The organism is Oribacterium sp. WCC10 (genome assembly GCF_900113415.1).
Taxonomy (GTDB): domain Bacteria; phylum Bacillota; class Clostridia; order Lachnospirales; family Lachnospiraceae; genus Oribacterium.
In genome coordinates this window covers 124627-138951 of sequence record NZ_FOPH01000007.1, presented here as the reverse complement: position 1 = coordinate 138951, position 14325 = coordinate 124627, and the positions used below count along the sequence as shown (strand labels likewise).

The window sequence follows — 14325 nt, the reverse complement described above, 5'->3', positions numbered from 1 at the left end:
TCAGACATAGTATGGATAATAAACAGACACTGCTGGATATCAGAGATGAACTTGATGTTATCGATAAAGAGATAACCAGACTTTATAAGAAGCGTATAGACCTCTGCGCAGAGGTTGCCAATGTTAAGATAAAGAGCGGAAAAGCGGTTTTTGATCCTGCAAGAGAAGGAGAAAAGCTCGATACTGTTGCATCATATCTTGATAGTGATTTCGATAAGAAAGCGATCAGAGAGCTGTATCAGCAGCTTATGACCATTTCAAGAAGACTTCAGCTTGGTATCATGGCTGAACATGGCAAAAGCTTCGATACCGGTTTCGAAAAGATCGAAAAGTCGGATAAATCAGGAAAGCGTGTCGTCTATCAGGGGGCAGAAGGGGCTTATGCTCAGATTGCCGCTATACAGTGTTTCGGTAGGGATGCTGACATATCCAATGTTAAGACCTGGAAGGATGCAGCGGATAAGGTAAGAAGCGGAGAAGCGGATTATGCCGTTCTTCCTATTGAGAATTCCAGCCACGGAGTTGTATCCGATAACTTTGATCTGATGCTTAAGTACCCGGAACTTGCTATAATAGAAGAAGTGGATCTTAAGGTTGCGCATGCTCTTATGAGTGTGAAGGGGGCAACCATAGAGGGAATCAGGGAGATATATTCTCACCCTCAGGCATTGGGACAGTGCAGCGAGTTTTTTGAGGCTCATCCCGGTATCTCAGCTGTACCGGTTCTTAATACCGCAGTGGCCGCGAAGTTTGTTAGAGACAAAGGCGACACAACTATGGCGGCCCTAGCTTCTGAGGCAGCGGCAGAACTTTACGGCCTTGAGATTTTACAAAGATCTGTTAATCAGCAGAAGACCAATACAACAAGATTTATCATTATAGGAAGAGAAAAAACATATACGGATGCGGCAGGTAAGATAAGCCTTTGCTTTGAAGCAGCGCATCGTCCGGGTGCCCTGTATAACATATTGGGAAACTTCATTTTCAATGATGTTAATCTTACCATGATATCATCCCGTCCGATTCCGGAGAGACCATTTGAGTATCGATTCTTTGTGGATATAGAGGGAAGGCTCGATATGCCGAATATAGTTAATGCACTTTCGGGTATGGAGGATCAGGTAACGGAGCTTCGCATCCTTGGCAATTATTAATATGTACCATTTACATCCGGACCACCGATAGGAGGATGGCTATGGCAGTAAATTCGAAAAATGTCTTTGACCCGGGAAATTATACCAACCGTGAGCTTAGCTGGCTTGATTTTGATGCCCGATGCCTTAATGAGGCAAGGGATCATAGCGAGCCTTTGTTTGAGAGGCTGAAATTTCTTAGTATCACAGCCTCAAATCTTGATGAATTTTTTACTGTCAGAGTTGCGTCCTTAAAGGATCAGGTTAATGCCGGATATCAGAAGAAGGATATCGCAGGTATGACTGCGCAGCAGCAGCTTACTGCCATATCCGAAAAAACTCACAATTTCATGAATCTTCAGTATTCGACATATAACAGGTCTATACTTCCTTCCCTCAGAAATCAGGGACTCTATGTTATTTCAGAGCACGAGAAGCTTACGGATGAAGAAGCTGGATTCGTGGATGAGTACTTCAAGAGCAATGTCTATCCGGTACTCACTCCGGTGGCAGTTGATTCATCGAGACCTTTCCCGCTGGTGCTGAACAGAACACTGAATATCGCAGCTCTGGTAAAGCCTAAAAAAGTTAAAGGAAAAGGTGTTGTCAGTAAAAAACATAAAAAGGCGGCCGGTCTTGAACTGACTCAGGGGAATTTCGAATTTGCCATGGTTCAGGTGCCGAATACGCTCCCCAGAATCATAGAGCTTCCGACTGAGATATTGGAGAATGGTAAAACCCAGAGAGTGGTTATTCTGCTTGAAGAGATAATCGAGCGTAACATGGGGCTGCTGTTTGCAAACTATGAGATAGCATCTACTCATGTATTCAGAATAATGCGCAATGCTGACCTTAGTATAGATGAGGAAGAGGCAACAGATCTTCTTCTCGAGATAAAGAAGCAGCTTAAACAGCGCCGCTGGGGAGAGGTTGTCCGTCTTGAGGTGGAAGATACCATTGATAAACGTCTTCTGAAGGTTTTGAGAAAGGAACTCCATATAGAGAGCAAGGAAGACGTTTACAGAATAAACGGGCCGCTGGATCTTACTTTCCTTATGAAGCTGTACAAGATGGAGGGGTTCGATTATCTGAAGACTCCGGAGTATATACCACAGCCTGTTCCTGCACTCTTCAATGAAGATTCCATATTTGACTGTATAAGAAAAAATGATGTGTTCGAGACTGTTCCGTATGAGACATTTGATCCGGTAGTGCGTCTTATCAGAGATGCGTCAAGAGATCCCGAAACCCTTGCCATCAAGATAACTCTGTACAGAGTATCGGGTAATTCCCCTATAGTTAAGGCGCTGGAAGAGGCTACCATCAACGGCAAGGATGTAACAGCTCTGGTAGAACTTAAAGCCCGTTTCGATGAAGAAAACAATATCCAGTGGGCGGAAAGACTTGAAAAAGCAGGGTGCCATGTCATATATGGGCTTGTAGGACTTAAGACCCACAGTAAGATAGCACTGGTTGTTCGTAAAGAGGCAGACGGTATAAGAAGATATGTACATCTGGCTACAGGTAACTACAATGACAGCACAGCCAAGCAGTATACGGATCTTGGGGTATTTACCTGCAGACCTGAATTTGGAGAGGATGCCTCCAACTTCTTCAATATGATCTCCGGTTATTCAGAGCCGGAGAATTGGAATGAGCTGATATTGGCACCATTATGGCTCAGAAAATGGGTATTGAAAAAAATCCGTAAGGAAATAGAGAATGCAAAGAAAGGGCTTCCTGCTACAATAACAGCTAAGATGAACTCATTATGCGATCATGAGGTTATAGGAACTCTTTATGAAGCCAGTCAGGCAGGCGTGAAGATAAAGCTTATCGTACGCGGTATATGCTGCTTAAGAGCAGGCGTTCCTAAACTCAGTGAGAACATAGAAGTACGTTCAATAGTCGGTTATTTTCTTGAACATGCCCGTATCTTCAGATTTGAAAATGCAGGAGAACCTGAGTATTACCTTGGAAGTGCCGACTGGATGCCAAGAAATCTGGACCGTCGTATCGAGATAGTTTTTCCGGTACATGATAAAGAGATACAGAAACGACTTCAGCATATTCTTGAACTCGAGCTTTCTGACAATGTAAAAGCATCTATCATGGATGAGAACGGTGAGTATCATCATCCTGATCTGAGGGGAAGAAAGCATATCAATTCTCAGATCATACAGTGCGAAGAAGCTGTGAAACGGACAAAAAAGCTCAAGGAATCTCTGAAATCCGGTAAAAAGCTTTTTGTTCCGAGAGAACATAAGGATGTATAAGGCAGAGAAGAATCGCCTGAATAATAAATAACTTTACAGATAAAGGAGTAGTTATGCCACAGATTAATATTCTTGTTGTAGATGATGAAAAGGAGATTGCCGAACTTGTTGAGATCTATCTGGTGAGTGACGGCTATAAGGTTTTTAAAGCCTACAACGCGGAGGACGGGCTCAGAATTCTTGACGAGCAGGAGATTCACCTTGTGCTCCTTGATATCATGATGCCGGGCATGAACGGTCTTGAGATGTGTAAGAAGATTCGTGAGAAGTCAAATATTCCTGTGATCATGCTTTCGGCAAAGTCAACAGATCTTGATAAGATAGTTGGTCTTACGGGAGGTGCGGATGATTATGTGACAAAGCCGTTCAATCCTTTAGAGCTTACTGCACGTGTCAAGTCACAGCTTCGTCGATATACACAGCTTAATCCGAATGCTGCGAATCAGTTCACAAACAATGAGATAACTATTCGAAATATGACTATCAACAAGGATAATCATAAGGTGGTGATTGATGGAGAAGATATTAAGCTCACACCTATAGAGTTTGATATTTTGTTCCTGCTTGCAGCACACCCTGGCAAGGTATTCTCAACAGACGAGATTTTTGAGAAGGTTTGGAACGAAAAGGTGTACGAGGCCAATAACACCGTTATGGTTCACATTCGTCGTCTTCGTGGAAAGATGAAAGAAGACAGCAGAGAAAACAAGATAATCACTACCGTTTGGGGTGTTGGATATAAGATCGAAAAATAATTTTGTGCCGGACGGGGCTCTGCATTATGCAGCGGTTCGTTCGGCATTTTTTTGATATATTTCAGAAATATAGTAAATACGACGTGTTCGTGCAGCTTATCATTCCTGAGTGAAGAATTGTTTTGACACTCACGTCCTAAAAAATAATTAATAGAATTGAGAGAGACATTGGATAACGATAAATCACAAAACAAAAGTCAGGTTAACAGTCCGGGACGAGGCTATATGATACAGCTTGTGGCCAATATTGCCGTTTCCACGGTCATTGCTTCAGTCATAGAAGTGTTCCTGATAACCAATATCACAGCCATAACAAGCTTTCTGTATCAGACGGGGAATACTTCACCTGCCATACAGCGTTTTGCTTTTGGTTCTACTATAAGTGTTCTGTTATTTGTATTGCTTGGAATAGTGATATTTTCTTTTACTTTTCTTATGATGCAGAGAAAAACCGCAAGGGATATCGAAGCTATAGCCAATGCGGTTCAGCAGATTTCAGAGGGAGATCTGAGTACCAGTCTGGAGGTTATGGGTGAGGGAGAGTTTACGGAGATAGCGGAAAACATTAACCGAATGGAGAAGGATATTCGTGAGCTTATAGAAAAGGAACGTAATTCCGAGCAGTCAAAGACTGACCTTATCACAAATGTGGCCCATGATCTAAGAACACCGCTTACATCTATCATCGGATATCTGGAACTTCTCAGAAAGAATAAGAATATATCTCCGGGTATGCAGCAGAAATATCTGGAGATAGCCTATAACAAATCAGAGAGACTTCAGAAGCTTATAGAAGAGCTGTTTGGATTCACAAAGCTGTCCTATGGTAAGGTGAATCTCAATGTCTCTGATGTAGATATAGTTAAGTTACTTGCCCAGCTTCTTGAAGAGAGCTATCCGAATTTTGTGAATAACGGTCTAAGTTATGATTTTGTATCAAATACGGAATCACAGATCATTGAAGCGGATGGAGATCTTCTTGCGAGACTCTTTGATAATCTCATCAATAATGCGATAAAGTACGGAAAAGAAGGGAAAAGGGTAAAGGTAAATCTGAGAGCAGACAGGGAACTTGTGACCATAAAGATAGTAAACTATGGTTATGTTATCCCTGAAAAGGAGCTTCCGCTTATTTTCGACAGATTTTACAGAACCGATCACAGCCGTACAACACAGAATGGTCCGGGAGGAACAGGACTCGGTCTTGCCATAGTAAAGAATATCACTGATATGCATCATGGCGCGGTATCGGTTTCTTCAGATCTCTCAGGCACTGTATTTACAGTAAAGCTGAAGATTCATTTTGAGGAGGGGAAGGAAAATTTTGAATCCAGAAATATTGAAACCAGAAGCTTTGACCAGAGAAGACAGGCATAGACTTACCGGTGTTTTGAGGACGTGGTCTGTAGCATTCTGCTTCTTTTTTGTGATCATATTCTGTTCTGCATTTACATCTCGTGGAGATACCATAGATATTTCCGTGACATATGGATACCAGAATATTGCAAAGGCCGGAAGATTCCTTCCGCTCAGCATCTATATAGACAATACAGGTGAACAGACTTTTTCGGGATATATACATGTATATATGGTTGAGGCTGAAAACAGTGTATATGAATACAGATATAAAAAGACGGTAGAGGGTGAATCTGATGATACGCTTTCGGTTACTGTGTCACTGAGTTCAGGCGTAAATCAGATACTTGTGACCGCTGAGGATATAAACGGAAATATCATGGGTTCAAGAAGAGTGGGACTTGATGTGGCCGGATCTGATGCAGAACTGATCATAGGAACCATATCCCAGAATCCAGAGGCCTTGTCTTATCTCGGAGGTGTGGGAATCAACAACGGTATACTTCGCACCAGAACAGTTGGACTGAACCTGGAGAAGCTTCCTCAGGATAAGAAAGAACTTGACCAGCTTGATGTACTGCTGATTTCGGGTTACACCGCAGAACTCATGAAGGAGAGTGAAGCAAACACCATTCTTGAGTGGGTCAGGAATGGAGGCGTGCTGGTGATGGGAACCGGAGCAAGAGGTGAGCAGGCACTGGCTCCTTACTTCAATAAATATTTGAAAAATCCCCTGTCTCCCACAGAAATGAAAGTTCAGATGGTTGAGGACAACACAGGATCGCAGAATGGAACATTGAAACTGACAACCTCAATAATAACGCTTAACGGTGGAAGAGCGGTCATGTTTTCGGACAATATGCCTATCCTTTCTACAGTTACAGAGGGTGTCGGAGTAATAGCTGTATGTGGATATGATTTTTGTGATATACAGCGTTTTGCAACAGACCAGTACTTCTACGTTGATCAGCTGTTTACTGCGATACTTGGACAGAGCCGTCTTGACAAGCTGTCCACAGCAGCTTCGGAGAGGAGTCTGAAGCTTTATTGGGATATAAAGTCACTTATGAATATGAGTGACATAACAAAGATACCTGAGCCCATGTTTTATGTTGTTATTCTGATGGCTTATGTGCTTCTGATTGGTCCCGGAATATATTTTTATCTTCGTACCCATGAAATGATACGTATTTATCGTTCCAGTGTACTTGTCATCACTATATTGGCTACACTGCTCATATGGGTCATGGGGGTGGGAACCAGACTTACAGGACCATTCCTCACCTATGCGAGACTAAAGGAAGTATCGGAACATAGTGTAAATGAGACCGATTATATAAACTTGAGATCTCCGTACTACAAACCTTACAGCCTGGATGTGAAGTCTGAGTACTACGTATATCCTGTACTTAAGGGGTCTGATTACAATGGCGATATACAGGATATAGCCATGAATGAGAACGCGGGACATACTACCATAAGTAACAACAGAGATAAAACGGAAATCACCATCACCAACACCGCTCCATTCACGGCAAGATACTTTGAACTTAATACAAAAACACCTAACACAGGCGGAAGTTTTACATCTGATATGGTGTATTTCGGGGGAAAAGTAGAGGGAACACTAAAGAATGACTCAAAGTACTCTCTTTCGGATGCTGCGATACTGATCTACGGTAAGGTTATCCTTATCGGAAAGCTTGATGCAGGGGAGAGTGTTGAACTTTCCGGCAAGGAAATGATCAATGTGCCCGTGGGAGATTTTCAGCGAATTGCAGATACGGTGGCAAACGGAGCTGATAAAGGATTCCTGAAATACTATATATCAAACAATATGACAGGTTACTACAGCGATGCAAAGCTCGTGGGGTTTGTTCGTGAAGATACCGGAGATGACAGCCTGGAATTTACAAGTGAGACAAACTATGAGAGTTACGGTACGACTATGGTTGTATCATCACTTCCGTTAAATACAAGGGTGGGAGATGAGTACAGCTACAGTGCATTATCAACTGATCCTGAGGTGGATTCCGGTTACTATAATGTAAGTGACAATACGATTTCGGGAATAGTTCCTACAGTTCTTTCCTATCATCTCGGAGAAGGAAGCAATATCAAGAGCATAAGTATAGAGAGTCTGGGAACAGAATTCTCAGAGGACAGGGAAATAATAGGAAACATTAAACCTTTCAAGGGAAGTCTCAGTTTCTACAACAATCAGACGGGTGGATTTGATGCCATGGATATAGGAAACGGAGTATTGAACAGAACGGATCTGACTCCTTATCTCAATATGGATAATGTTCTAGTGATCAAGTATACACCAAGTGAGCAAAACGCCGGAATCGATGAAAGAAGCTATCTGCCTATGATTACAGTGACCGTAAAGGAAAATGTTGCTGTCATAGATCAGATACTTGAGTCGGATATGAACGGAGAATCAGACGATAGTGAAACTCAGGAAACGGAAGCAGGACCTTCACCGGTCGGCACTGAGGGGACTGTAGTGGTTTCGGAAACTGCTCCCGGTGTGACAGAGACTGCAGAAACTGAGGGGGCAGGAGAGACAATTGCTGCAGAAACCGCTGCAGGCTGACAGATATTCAATAGCACTGCTGACTTCGATTTTTAATCGATGGAACCATGCGCTTTTAGGTGTTCAAAGGAATCCGAAACAATTCCTTATTTATAGCACATGAATGAGTGAATGCTGTGTTGATCAGTGAGTGGCTTATATTATGGCGCTCACATTAAAAAAAGAATGAATTTAGGAAGGAGGCTGTCTGTGATAACACTTGATAATGTCAAAAAAACATATGGACATGTTAATGCTTTGGATGGTCTCACTATGCACATAGAGGACGGTGCCATGTATGGTTTTGTCGGTCCGAACGGGGCCGGCAAGTCCACTGCCATACAGATGATGTGCGGATTGGAGTTCCCTGATGAGGGTATAGTCATGGTTGACGATATGGAGGCCGGATCCAATGTGCGAAGACTGAAAAAGAGAATAGGCTATGTGCCGGATGATACCGGAAGCTATCCAAATCTCAGAATCATTGAGTATATGAATTTCTTTGCGGACTGCTATGACGGACAGGAGACTAAAACCAAGCGACGCATACAGATGCTTCTTAACATGGTGGGGCTTCAGGAAAGACAGAATCAGTTTATGGATTCTCTGAACAGAGGAGGTCAGCAGAAACTTAGTCTTGCAAGAGCACTTATTCACGATCCCAAGATACTGATCCTTGATGAGCCGACAGAGGGGCTTGACATTAATACCAGATTTGAATTCCGGCAGATAATCGCGAATCTGGCAGATTCGGGCAAAACCATTGTTATTTCATCCCATGTTTTAAATGAGATATCGGAATTATGCACTGATATTGGCATTATAGATCAGGGAAAGATGGTGATGGAAGGAAAGATCGAGGATGTACTTGATCAGGTTAATGCATCAAATCCTATCATCATTTCCATTGCCGGAAATATGAGTTCTGCACTTCAGACATTGAGGTCGGATAAGCAGGTGCGTTCGGTGAGCATAAGAAATAAAGATCTCCTCATCTCCTATTCGGGCACTGAAAAGGATGAGTCCAATTTGCTGAAAAAACTTGTTGAGGGAGGAGTACCTGTAAGGGGATTTCATCGTGAGAAAGGCAATCTTGAGTCATTGTTCCTGCAGCTTACAGGAGCGAGAGAGGAAAGGAGGGTGACCTACTATGAAGCTGAATCCGATTTTTCTGAAGGATGAGATAACAAGTGCAAGGCGCCTGACGCTGCCGGCTCTTTTAACCGGTGTTAACGGCGGCCTTTCTATTCTTATTCTTATGAATCTCTTTTATATAGCAAAGAGTGCAAAGGCGACGGGAGAGATTGCTTATGCCGGATTCCTGAGAATCTACTATATAGCTGCGGTGGCGGAGATACTTTTGATATTGATCATCACTCCGGCACTTACGGCATCTTCCATATCGGCAGAAAGAGAAAGAAAGACTTTGGATCTGCTGTTGACGACTCAGCTTGATCCCTGGGACATAGTTGTGGGTAAGCTGATGGGAACAATGGGAACGCTTCTTCTTCTCGTTGTTACCTCCATACCGATTCTTGCAACAGTATATATATACGGTGGAATAACATTTGTTCAGATAGCCATTTTTTTTGGATTTCTGATATGTTCCGCGCTTTTCTGTGCAAGTGTCGGCATCATGGTAAGCTCATTTATCAGTGCCACTACAGCGGCAACTGCTGTAGCTTATGTGATAATATTTCTGAGTTATTTTTTTATGCTTGGCGGATTCCTCTTCAGAGAGTCTCTGGAGATACAGGGCGGCAGACTGCTGGCAGTGGTACTTGCATTTATGATCGCCATTTCAATCTTTATGTTGTATCTCAGCAAGAGACACATTACACCTCACAAGAGACGAAAGCTCAGAGAGGGATGAGAAAGTCCTTGCCTGTCAGAGCTCTTTTGAGTAATATGGTGCACTGTAAGGATAAAGGATGTGTTTATTTCGGATATGCCTGTGGTTGAGCGTGGTGATCCGAAAAAGAGGATAAAGTTATAATGAGACAAAGAGCATCGATGGATGAAAAGCTTAGGTGGTTTTTCCTTTTTCTGACTGTATTGTGGATGATGGTGATATTTATGATGTCATCCCAACCGGCAGATGAATCAACGGAAACCAGTCTTAGAGTGGGTGAAGCTATTGCTTATATATGTGTGCCGGGATTCCGAGAACTATCTCCGGATGAACAGAGACATATAGCAGAAATGATAGATCATCCGGTCAGGAAGACTGCACACGCAACAGAATATGCCATACTCGGAATGTTTATATTAACTACGCTGGAAGGCTTTATGAACTGTCCGTGGAAAAAGAAGGCGCTGTCAGCGCTGGCATTGGCATCCATGTATGCGGCAACGGATGAGATACATCAGCTTTTTGTTCCCGGACGATCAGGGCAGATCAGTGATGTTATGATTGATGCTGCCGGGGCATTTGCGGGGCTTTTGATTCTTTATGTATCTAAAAAAATAATATCAGAAAGATTATGCTTTCGCAGAGTATCTGTGGCATAACCGTGATTTATAAAACAGGGTTCTGTACCCTGTTTTTCTTTTATCTTCGGTTGAAAACACAGGGTTAATATGCTTAAATGGTGTAAACGTAAAATCAAGGACTGTACGTCCGTTTTCAAATAGAGGTGTTAAAATGAGCTGTATCATGATCGGTATCGCCGGCGGTTCAGGTTCCGGCAAGTCTACATTTACCAATCGACTCAAAGCAGAGTTTGGTGACAAAGTCACAGTTATCTACCACGATAATTACTATAAATCCAATGACGGAATTCCATTTGAGATAAGGCAGAAAAACAACTATGATTCTCCTGATGCCTTTGAGACAGATCTTCTTATCGCACATTTGAAGAAACTGAGAAGAGGAGAATCTGTTCAGTGCCCTGTGTATGACTATTCACAGCATAACCGGACATCAGAAACTATTGAGCTTATGCCCTCGAAGATCATTATTGTTGAGGGTATTCTGGTTCTTGAGAACCCTGAGCTGCGTTCACTTTTTGATATTAAGATATATGTTGAAGCCGATGCAGATGAGAGAATCATCAGGCGTATTATTCGTGACGTTAAGGAGAGGGGAAGACAGGTTGAGGATATTTCAACCCAGTATCTGACTACCGTAAAACCTATGCATTATCTTTACGTTGAACCCACAAAAGCCAAGGCAGATATCGTTATCAACAGTGGATTGAATGATGTAGCATTTGATCTCATGAAGACTAAGATCAAAAGTCTTTTAGAAAATGGAGGGAATAATACCAATGCTTTATAACAGCACACGCGGTGGAGAAACAGGTTTACAGGCATCAGAGGCTATACTTAAGGGACTTGCGGATGACGGTGGTCTTTTCATGCCTGAGTCGATTCCTGCGCTGAAGACTTCTCTGAAGGATCTCAGCAGGATGTCTTATCAGGATGTTTGCTACGAAGTCATCAAGGAGTATCTGACTGATTTCACCGAGGAAGAGCTCCGTCATTGCATCAATTCCGCATATGATGAGAAATTTGAGACACCGGCTATAGCTCCTTTGGTTAAGAAGGACGATGCTTATTTCCTTGAGCTTTTCCATGGAAAGACCATAGCATTTAAGGATATGGCTCTTTCTATCCTTCCTCACTTCATGGTTACAAGTGCGAGAAAGAACAATGTTACTGACAAGATCGTTATCCTCACGGCTACATCAGGAGATACGGGAAAGGCCGCCATGGCGGGTTTCAGTGATGTTCCTGGCACAGAGATCATAGTGTTCTATCCTTATGGAGGTGTATCCAGATTCCAGGAACTTCAGATGAGAACAGAGCCTGGTAAGAATACTCATGCGGCTGCCATCAGAGGTAATTTCGATGATGCCCAGACAGGAGTGAAGAAGATTTTCGGAGACAGAGAATTCACTTCAAAATTAAAGGATAAGGGTGTTATTCTGAGTTCTGCAAACTCCATCAATATCGGCAGACTGGTTCCGCAGGTTGCCTACTACGTATATTCATATGCACAGCTTCTCAGTCAGGGCGAGATAGAGGATGGAGAGAAAATCAATGTCTGCGTTCCGACGGGAAATTTCGGCAACATTCTTGCGGCATATTTTGCAAAGCATATGGGTGTTCCTATCGACAGACTTATCTGTGCATCCAATGAAAACAGGGTTCTTACTGATTTCTTCGGAACCGGAAAGTATGACCGAAACCGTCCTTTCATTCTTACATCAAGTCCTTCCATGGACATTCTTATAAGTTCAAACCTTGAGCGTCTTATTTACTTAAGTACAGGACGTTCAGCTGAGAAGACTTCAGGTCTTATGAAGGCTCTTCGCGAGCAGGGTGTTTATGATATAACTGATGATATGAAGGAGTTTATAGCTGATTTCTTCGGTGGCTTTGCAAGTGAAGATGAGGTATTTGCATCCATTAAGGCTCTTAAGGATAGGACAGGGTATGTTATGGATCCTCATACAGCGGTTGCCAAGGCGGTTTATGACAAGTATGTGGATAAGACAGGAGATAAGACAAAGACTGTCATCGCATCTACTGCGAGCCCGTACAAGTTTTCGCCTAATGTCATGAAGGCGCTCGGTGAGAAATATGATGACGAGGATGTTTTTTTAGTTATTGACAGACTCCATGAGATTTCCGGAACTCCTGAACCAAAGGCTATAAAGGATGTTCGCAGCGCAGAGATACGTCACAATACAGTTTGTGAAGTTACGGATATGGAGAAAACCGTAGAGACATTCCTTTTCGGATGATGATGTTTTTCAGGGAAACACTGATTTAATCGGTGTTTCCTTTTTTGCTCGGAAAAGATCAATACAGTTAAATTTGTTTTTTTAATAAAGCAAGTTTAATAATTACGAAGGAAATGGTATGATAGAACAAGATGGTTTTGAAGAAACACAGATATATCGGCGTTTCACTATTATTTTGAATTTATGAGAACATTATAAGAGAAAAACTCTTTTATGTTCTTGTAGAAATACAACTCAAAGTATGTTAAACTATTCACATACTTTGTATAAGTTATTACATTAGGAGGACATAAAATGTTAGTAAACGCAAAGGAAATGCTGGATAAGGCTCTTGCAGGTCATTATGCAGTTCCACAGTTCAACATCAACAATCTTGAGTGGACAAAGTCAATTCTTCTTGCTTGTGAAGAGGCTAAGTCTCCTGTAATTCTCGGTGTATCTGAGGGTGCAGGTAAGTACATGACAGGTTTCAAGACAGTTGCAGCTATGGTTAAGGCTATGGATGAGTCTCTTGGAATCACTGTTCCTGTAGCTCTTCACCTTGATCACGGAACATACGAAGGCTCAAAGGCTTGCATCGAGGCAGGTTTCACTTCTATCATGTTCGATGGTTCTCACTATGATATCGCAGAGAATGTTGAGAAGACAAAGGAACTTGTAAAGATTGCACACGATAAGGGCATCTCTATCGAAGCAGAGGTTGGCGGCATCGGTGGTGTTGAAGACGGTGTTGCATCTGACGGTGAGAAGGCTGATCCTGCAGAGTGCAAGATGATCGCTGAGCTCGGTGTTGATTTCCTTGCTGCAGGTATCGGTAACATTCACGGTGTATATCCTGCTGACTGGAAGGGACTTGATTTTGATGTTCTTGCAGCTATCAAGGATCAGATCGGCGAGCTTCCATTAGTTCTTCACGGTGGTTCAGGTATCCCTGAGGACCAGATCAAGAAAGCTATTTCTCTTGGCGTTTCTAAGATTAACGTTAATACAGAGCTTCAGCTTGTATTTGCAGCAGCTACAAGAACATACGTAGAGGCTGGTAAGGATAAGGAAGGCAAGGGCTACGATCCTCGTAAGCTTCTTAAGCCGGGCACAGATGCTATCATTGCTGAGTGCAAGAACAAGATTGCTATCTTCGGTTCAGGCAACAAGGCTTGATGCTTTTGAAAAGAAAACAATGATTGTTACAGGAGTCGCTTCGGCGGCTCCTTTTTTGTATGACAAATTCATGTAAATGGATCTTGTATGGTTAATGGGGGAGAATTGCTGGCAGAGAAATTCAATTCGTTTCACAGGACGAGAAAAAACGCTATATGTAACTTTTTGCCAATGTCTTTATGGGAAAGCATAGAAAATTTTTTCTTGCCACTTAGTTAGCTGTGGTTTACAATCGGCACAGCACAATTAAATATGCAATTTGGCGGAAGGGACTTAATTATCAGTCCTGCCAAGAGGTTCCACTAGAATTTTCCTTTC

11 protein-coding genes are annotated in these 14325 nt (G+C 42.5%); all 11 read left to right on the top strand.

Features of this window, described 5'->3' with window-relative positions; all coding sequences use genetic code 11:
* The first annotated feature begins 11 nt into the window (after nt 1–11).
* The 11 genes from pheA (at nt 12) to fba (ending at nt 14007) form a co-directional block, all read left to right on the top strand.
* Nucleotides 12–1154, top strand: coding sequence for a prephenate dehydratase (gene pheA / locus BM294_RS07265; RefSeq protein WP_091206256.1), 1143 nt, complete (start codon nt 12–14; stop codon nt 1152–1154).
* A gap of 41 nt (nt 1155–1195) precedes the next feature.
* Entirely contained in the window at nt 1196–3409 is a 2214-nt protein-coding gene (locus BM294_RS07260; protein ID WP_091206253.1) for an RNA degradosome polyphosphate kinase, read from the top strand.
* Nucleotides 3410–3462: 53 nt separating this feature from the next.
* Complete coding sequence (locus BM294_RS07255; protein ID WP_091206251.1) at nt 3463–4164, top strand: response regulator transcription factor; 702 nt, start codon at nt 3463–3465, stop codon at nt 4162–4164.
* Between the two features lie 225 nt (nt 4165–4389).
* Nucleotides 4390–5541: a sensor histidine kinase gene (locus tag BM294_RS07250; RefSeq protein ID WP_091206249.1), complete on the top strand. Its 1152-nt coding sequence runs from the start codon at nt 4390–4392 to the stop codon at nt 5539–5541.
* Nucleotides 5489–8119 carry a hypothetical protein gene (locus tag BM294_RS07245; protein WP_139225860.1) on the top strand — a complete coding sequence of 877 codons (2631 nt, stop codon included), beginning with the start codon at nt 5489–5491 and terminating at the stop codon, nt 8117–8119. Before BM294_RS07250 ends, BM294_RS07245 begins: the two co-directional genes overlap by 53 nt.
* A gap of 189 nt (nt 8120–8308) precedes the next feature.
* Nucleotides 8309–9280, top strand: coding sequence for an ABC transporter ATP-binding protein (locus BM294_RS07240; RefSeq protein ID WP_091206244.1), 972 nt, complete (start codon nt 8309–8311; stop codon nt 9278–9280).
* Nucleotides 9249–9971, top strand: coding sequence for an ABC transporter permease (locus tag BM294_RS07235; RefSeq protein WP_091206241.1), 723 nt, complete (start codon nt 9249–9251; stop codon nt 9969–9971). Before BM294_RS07240 ends, BM294_RS07235 begins: the two co-directional genes overlap by 32 nt.
* Before the next feature lie 122 nt (nt 9972–10093).
* The gene (locus BM294_RS07230; RefSeq protein WP_091206238.1) at nt 10094–10609 is read left to right on the top strand and encodes a VanZ family protein; all 516 of its coding nucleotides are present in this window, start codon (nt 10094–10096) and stop codon (nt 10607–10609) included.
* A 133-nt stretch (nt 10610–10742) separates the two neighbouring features.
* Complete coding sequence (gene udk / locus BM294_RS07225; RefSeq protein WP_091206236.1) at nt 10743–11378, top strand: uridine kinase; 636 nt, start codon at nt 10743–10745, stop codon at nt 11376–11378.
* Nucleotides 11368–12849, top strand: coding sequence for a threonine synthase (thrC, locus tag BM294_RS07220; protein WP_330389834.1), 1482 nt, complete (start codon nt 11368–11370; stop codon nt 12847–12849). Before udk ends, thrC begins: the two co-directional genes overlap by 11 nt.
* A gap of 294 nt (nt 12850–13143) precedes the next feature.
* Nucleotides 13144–14007: a class II fructose-1,6-bisphosphate aldolase gene (gene fba, locus BM294_RS07215; protein ID WP_091206233.1), complete on the top strand. Its 864-nt coding sequence runs from the start codon at nt 13144–13146 to the stop codon at nt 14005–14007.
* Nucleotides 14008–14325 lie beyond the last annotated feature (318 nt).